Raw genomic sequence first — 5,448 nt, forward strand, 5'->3', positions numbered from 1 at the left:
GGCCTTGGCTTTCAGACGGTTGACCTGTTCGAACACATAAGGCGGCAGGCGCCGCACGCGATAAAAATCGCTCATCAACCTCGTCCTTTTGCTCTTCTTTTCGGAATTTTTCGATTCTGCGTCCGGGCGCCATGGAGAAAACGTGCTTAGCACGCGCCCGCGCGCCATGTCAGCGTCGTTGTTCTCCATCCGGCCTAAAAACGCGGCCCAGGGAAAAACGCCGGGCCTAGAATTTTTCGTCGGTCGCTGGCGGCGCCTTGGCCGGGGCGACCGGGGTCATTTTCTCGGCGCCGAGCTTTTTCATGCGCGCGGCGGATTTTTCCCGCAAGGAAACGAGTTCGGCCTTGTCGGCCTCCACTTCCGCCGGGGTCCGGATCGGCTTTCTCAGCTTGTCGACTCCGGTCAGATGCGAATAATCCATCTTGTCGCCTTCGGGCCGGGTCTGTCGAATGAAATCCGGTCCTTCGCCCGTCTCCGTGGTCATGCCCAGCGCATCGGTCAGCGAGCGAAACGGATTGGTCTGCGCCTGAGCGCCGGCGCCGTGCAGCCAGAGGGCGGCGATCGAGGCGACTGCGCGGAAAGCGACCGTTCGGAAAGCGACCGCCCGGCGCGGCGGCCGGCGGAAAAAACGCGATACGGAAAATTTACTCATTTTGGCTTGGCTTTCTGCATCGGTCGCGGGCATTATCCTTACGAAGTGCTTCCTTCGGATCATTGCCCAAATCCTCGCATAAAGTCTTATTATGTCCGAAACGGGACCGAGGAACACGCGCTCCGATCCAAAAAGGCAAGCCCAAAAAATCGATCCAGAGGGAACGTCATGACTGCCAGCCAGGATATACGGCGCAAACGGACCGCCAAACGCGCGGCCCAACCGCCGGCCGAAAGCATTGATACGAGCGCCGTCGCCGCGCCCGTCAATGGCAAGGCCGCGCCGGCGAGCGCGAAAGCCGCGCCGGCGAGCGCCAAGAACGCCGCCGCGAACCTGAAAAAATCAACCGCTACATCGCCGCCGCTCGCCCCGGCCAAACCCGAACCGGAAAAAGCCGCGCCTGCCAAAATCGCGGCCGCCACCAGGACCGCGTCGGACAAGCCCGCGTCGTCCAAGTCCGCCAAACCTTCGACTGTCAAGGTTGCGGCCGCCGGCGTTGGGGCCGCCAAGCCCGCGCCGGCAAAACCCGCGCCCGTCGCTTCGCGGCCAAAGGCCCCGGCCGCCGCGGTCGAGGCGCCGGAAAAGCCGGTCGCGCTCGCCCCGGGGAAGAAAACCCCGCCGACGGAAACCGTCGCGGCGCCGCCTGCGGCCCCCGCATCGTCGCTTGCGGAAGCGCCCCTGACCGGCAGTATCGCCACCGTCAATTTCGAACGCATGGCCGACAATCTGGCCAAGGCCATGGCCCATGGCGGCAAGGCGCTGGCGGCAATGGTCAGGCCGGTCGAGGAAGGCACGGTCCACCCGAGTATTTCCGAAGACGTCACCGACGCCCTGAAAACCTTCGCTCAGGTCGCCGAATACTGGCTGGCCGACCCGCGCCGGACCCTCGAGGCGCAAACCGATTTTTCCAGCCATTTCCTTGGCCTCTGGTCCAATACGCTGCGCCGCATGACCGGCGAGGAAGACGCGCCCTACGTTCCCCACGATCCTAAGGACAAGCGATTTTCAGCGCCGGATTGGCAGGAACATCCCTATTTCGATTTCCTGCGCCAGGCCTATAGCCTCGCCAGCGACTGGGCCAACTCTATGGTCGAGGATGCGGAACTCGACAAGAGGACGCATGACAAGGCTTCCTTCTATCTGCGGCAACTGGCCGGCGCCCTGTCGCCGTCGAATTTCCTGATGACCAATCCCGAGCTCTTGCGCACAACCTGGGCGGCGGACGCGGAAAATCTGGCGCGCGGCATGAAAATGCTCGCCGAGGACATCGAGGCGGGCGGCGGCAAGCTCAAGATTCGCCACACCACCCCCGGCAAGTTCCAACTCGGCGTCAATCTCGCCGTCACGCCCGGCAAGGTGGTGTTTCGCAACGAGCTGATCGAACTGCTTCAATATGCGCCGACCACGGAGCAGGTCTATCGCCGTCCGCTGCTGATCGTGCCGCCATGGATCAACAAATTCTATATTCTCGACCTCAACGCCGAGAAAAGCTTCATCCGATGGGCGGTTTCGCAGGGCCTGACGGTGTTCTGCATGTCCTGGGTCAATCCCGACGCGCGGCACGCCGACAAGGATTTCTACGCCTACATGCGCGAGGGCGTATTCGCGGCGCTGGAGCAGATCGAGAAGATCACCGACGAGCGGCAGGTCACCGCGGTCGGCTATTGCGTCGGCGGCACCCTGACCGCCGCCACCCTCGCCTATATGGCGGCCAAGAACGACGACCGCATTTCCAGCGCCACGCTGTTCACGACCCAGGTCGATTTCACCGATGCGGGCGATCTGAAAATCTTCGCCGACGAGGACCGCATCCAGAATATCGAAAATGAAATGAAGACGGCGGGCTTCCTGCAGGGCAGCACCATGGCCAACGCCTTCAACATGCTGCGGCCCAACGACATGATCTGGTCCTATGTCGTCAATAATTACCTGAAGGGCATCGAGCCGATGGCCTTCGACCTCCTGACATGGAATTCCGATTCGACGCGCATGCCGCGCGCCAACCATTCCTATTATCTGCGCAACTGCTATCTCAACAACAGGTTCGCGCAGAAGAAGATGGTGCTTGGCGACGAGACGCTCGATCTCGGCAAGATCACCATCCCCATCTACAACCTCGCCGCGAAGGAAGATCATATCGCGCCGGCGAGATCGGTGTTCAACGGCGCCAAGCTGTTCGGCGGCGAAATGCGCTATGTGATGGGCGGATCGGGCCATATCGCCGGGGTGATCAATCCGCCCGGACCCAAGCCGAAATATCAATATTGGACCGGGGAGCGCCCATCCGGGAGTTTTGAGGACTGGGTCGCCAGGGCGCAGGAACATCCGGGCTCGTGGTGGCCCGACTGGATCCACTGGATCGCCGCGCAGGCGCCGGAAAAAGTGCCGGCGCGCGAGCCCGGCGGCGGCCGGGTCGAACTGCTGGGCGACGCCCCCGGCGAATATGTGCGGGTCAAAGCCTGAAAGCGCGCGGGCGGTCCGGCGGCGGGCCGCCTCAGGGCGTTTTCGGCCCGTTCCGCCTCATGAAAGCCGGGTCTCACGGGACGCGTTTCGTCCCGATCGACCTGCGACATTGCCGCCCGGCGCCGTTTTTGCCCGGTGAACGCCGGCAGCCCTCGCGCGATTCGAATCCGGGCCGGGCGCGGCGCCAATTCGGGACAATCGAGGCGAACATGGATCAATTCGCGAAATCCGCGGCCTTTTTGGCGCTCGGTCTGATGCTCGTTCCGGCGGCGCCGGCTTGGGCCGGGCCGCATCGTCGCGTGGTCGCTGTTCGTCCCTGTCACGCCGGCTGGGCCGTCCGCCGGGAACGACCGGTCCATCAGGTCCGAGGCTCGGCCGTCGTCGGCGTGGTCGCCGCCGCCCCGCTTCTCGCGCCCTGGCCGAACGAGGCGTCGGGGCCTTATCCGGTCGGCTATGACGGTTCGAGCGCGACGCCCACCGGCTATGGCGCGGTCTACAATTTCCCGCCGGCGCTGACTTCGCCGCCGCGCATCCTTTATGCCCATCGCCAGCCCGCTTTTCCGTGCGAAAACGGCGTCATCGTCATTCGCGGCGGCTTGGTCTCGGCGGCTTATTGAGGCTATGCCCCGGGCAGCGGGCTCTGCTCAAAGCCCCAACATCAATTGCAGGTTCTGCACGGCGGCGCCCGAGGCGCCCTTGCCGAGATTGTCGAGCCGGGCGACGATGACCGCCTGCCGGCGCGATTCATTGGCGAAGACCCGGATTTCCAGATCGTTTGTGCCGTTGAGCGCCTCGGGCGCCAAAACGCCCGAAGCTTCAGCCGCGACGACGCGCACGAACGCCGCACCCGCATAATGCGCCGCCAGCGCCGCTTCGAGATCGCCGGCTTTGGGGCGCCCCGGCAGGTCGTCGAGCGCCAGCGGCAGGCTGACCAGCATGCCCTGCAGGAAATTGCCGACCGAGGGGACGAACAAAGGCCGGGCCCGCAGGCGGCCGTAGGCCATGATTTCCGGCACATGCTTGTGCTCCAGCCCGAGCCCGTAAAGCTGGAAAGCCGCCGCCTTGCCGGAGTCGAAATCCGCGATCATCTGCTTGCCGCCGCCGGAATAGCCGGAAACCGCGTTGATCGCGATTCGGTGATCGGGCGAAATCAGGCCGGCGTCGACCAGCGGACGCAAAATCGCGATGGCGCCCGTGGCGTAGCAGCCGGGATTGGCGACGCGCCGCGCTTTGGCGATGGCCTCGCTTTGCCCCGAAGCCAGTTCGGGAAAGCCATAGGTCCAGCCCGGCGCGATCCGATGGGCGGTCGAGGCGTCAAGTATGCGCGGGCTCCGGTCGCCGAGCGAATCGGCGAGCGCCACGCTTTCCCTGGCGGCGTCGTCGGGCAGGCAGAGAATGGTCAGATCGACCTGAGCAAGGATTTCCGCCTTGGCGCCAGCGTCCTTGCGCTTTTCAGCAGCGATCGAGACGAGGACCACGTCCTGCCGCCCGCTGAGTTTTTCGCGGATTTGCAGGCCGGTGGTGCCGGCCTCGCCATCGATGAAGATTTTTTTGGGCGCGGTGGTCATGACGGATCCTCAAGCAGACAGCAACCTTATCTGAAATTGTGACAATGGTTCATTCAGAGCTGTCATTGCAGTGACGAAATGGCGACCGAGGCATAACAAAAACGGCGGGCTTTTGGCCCGCCGTTTCGAAATCCTCGCCGATGAAATCAGCGCTTCGAGAACTGGAAGCTGCGGCGGGCCTTGCGCTTGCCGTATTTCTTACGCTCGACGACGCGCGAGTCGCGGGTCAGGAAGCCGGCCTTTTTCAGCGGGCCGCGCAGAGCGGGCTCGTAATAGGTGAGCGCCTTCGACAGGCCGTGACGCACCGCGCCGGCCTGGCCGGAGAGGCCGCCGCCGGCGACCGTGACGGTGATGTCATACTGGTCGGCGCGGTTGGCGATGCCGAGCGGCTGCTGCAGGATCATGCGCAAAACCGGGCGGGCGAAATAGACTTCGAGTTCGCGCCCGTTGACGGTCACCTTGCCGGGGCCGGGCTTGATCCAGACGCGTGCGACGGCGTTCTTGCGCTTGCCGGTGGCGTAGGCGCGACCGTATTTGTCGATTTTCTGCACATGGACGGGGGCCAAAACCGCCGGTTCGGCGGTCGCGCTCTTGAGGTCCTGCAGGGAGGAAATGGTCTCGGCCATGATCAGTCGTTCCTGGCGTTCTTGGGGTTCAGGGCGGCGACGTCGAGAACCGTCGGGTTCTGCGCCACATGCGGATGGTCGGCGCCCTTGTAGACGCGCAGGTTGGACAATTGCTTCACGCCCAGTGGCCCGTGCGGCA

Annotated in this window: 5 protein-coding genes and 1 pseudogene; 2 read left to right on the plus strand and 4 right to left on the minus strand. The window is 64.0% G+C overall.

Going from position 1 to position 5,448, the window contains the following annotated elements:
• Positions 1–226: 226 nt before the first annotated feature.
• Positions 227–652 carry a hypothetical protein gene (locus tag QZY01_RS05615; protein WP_294534410.1) on the minus strand — a complete coding sequence of 142 codons (426 nt, stop codon included), beginning with the start codon at positions 650–652 and terminating at the stop codon, positions 227–229.
• Positions 653–820: 168 nt separating this feature from the next.
• Here QZY01_RS05615 and phaC point away from each other — a divergent pair, with 168 nt between their 5' ends.
• Positions 821–3,115, plus strand: coding sequence for a class I poly(R)-hydroxyalkanoic acid synthase (gene phaC, locus QZY01_RS05620; RefSeq protein WP_342394876.1), 2,295 nt, complete (start codon positions 821–823; stop codon positions 3,113–3,115).
• A gap of 209 nt (positions 3,116–3,324) precedes the next feature.
• The gene (locus QZY01_RS05625; protein ID WP_294534412.1) at positions 3,325–3,732 is read left to right on the plus strand and encodes a hypothetical protein; all 408 of its coding nucleotides are present in this window, start codon (positions 3,325–3,327) and stop codon (positions 3,730–3,732) included.
• 27 nt (positions 3,733–3,759) lie between these two features.
• Here QZY01_RS05625 and argC read toward each other — a convergent pair whose 3' ends face one another.
• The 3 genes and pseudogenes from argC to QZY01_RS05640 all read right to left on the minus strand — a co-directional run.
• On the minus strand, positions 3,760–4,683 hold the full coding sequence (argC, locus tag QZY01_RS05630; RefSeq protein WP_294534415.1) for an N-acetyl-gamma-glutamyl-phosphate reductase: 924 nt from the start codon (positions 4,681–4,683) through the stop codon (positions 3,760–3,762).
• A 146-nt stretch (positions 4,684–4,829) separates the two neighbouring features.
• Positions 4,830–5,309: a 30S ribosomal protein S9 gene (gene rpsI, locus QZY01_RS05635; protein ID WP_294534417.1), complete on the minus strand. Its 480-nt coding sequence runs from the start codon at positions 5,307–5,309 to the stop codon at positions 4,830–4,832.
• A gap of 2 nt (positions 5,310–5,311) precedes the next feature.
• A pseudogene (locus QZY01_RS05640) lies at positions 5,312–5,448 on the minus strand (50S ribosomal protein L13); the annotation flags it as partial.

It is taken from the genome of uncultured Rhodoblastus sp., assembly GCF_903903185.1.
In the GTDB taxonomy this organism is placed as follows: Bacteria; Pseudomonadota; Alphaproteobacteria; order Rhizobiales; family Beijerinckiaceae; genus Rhodoblastus.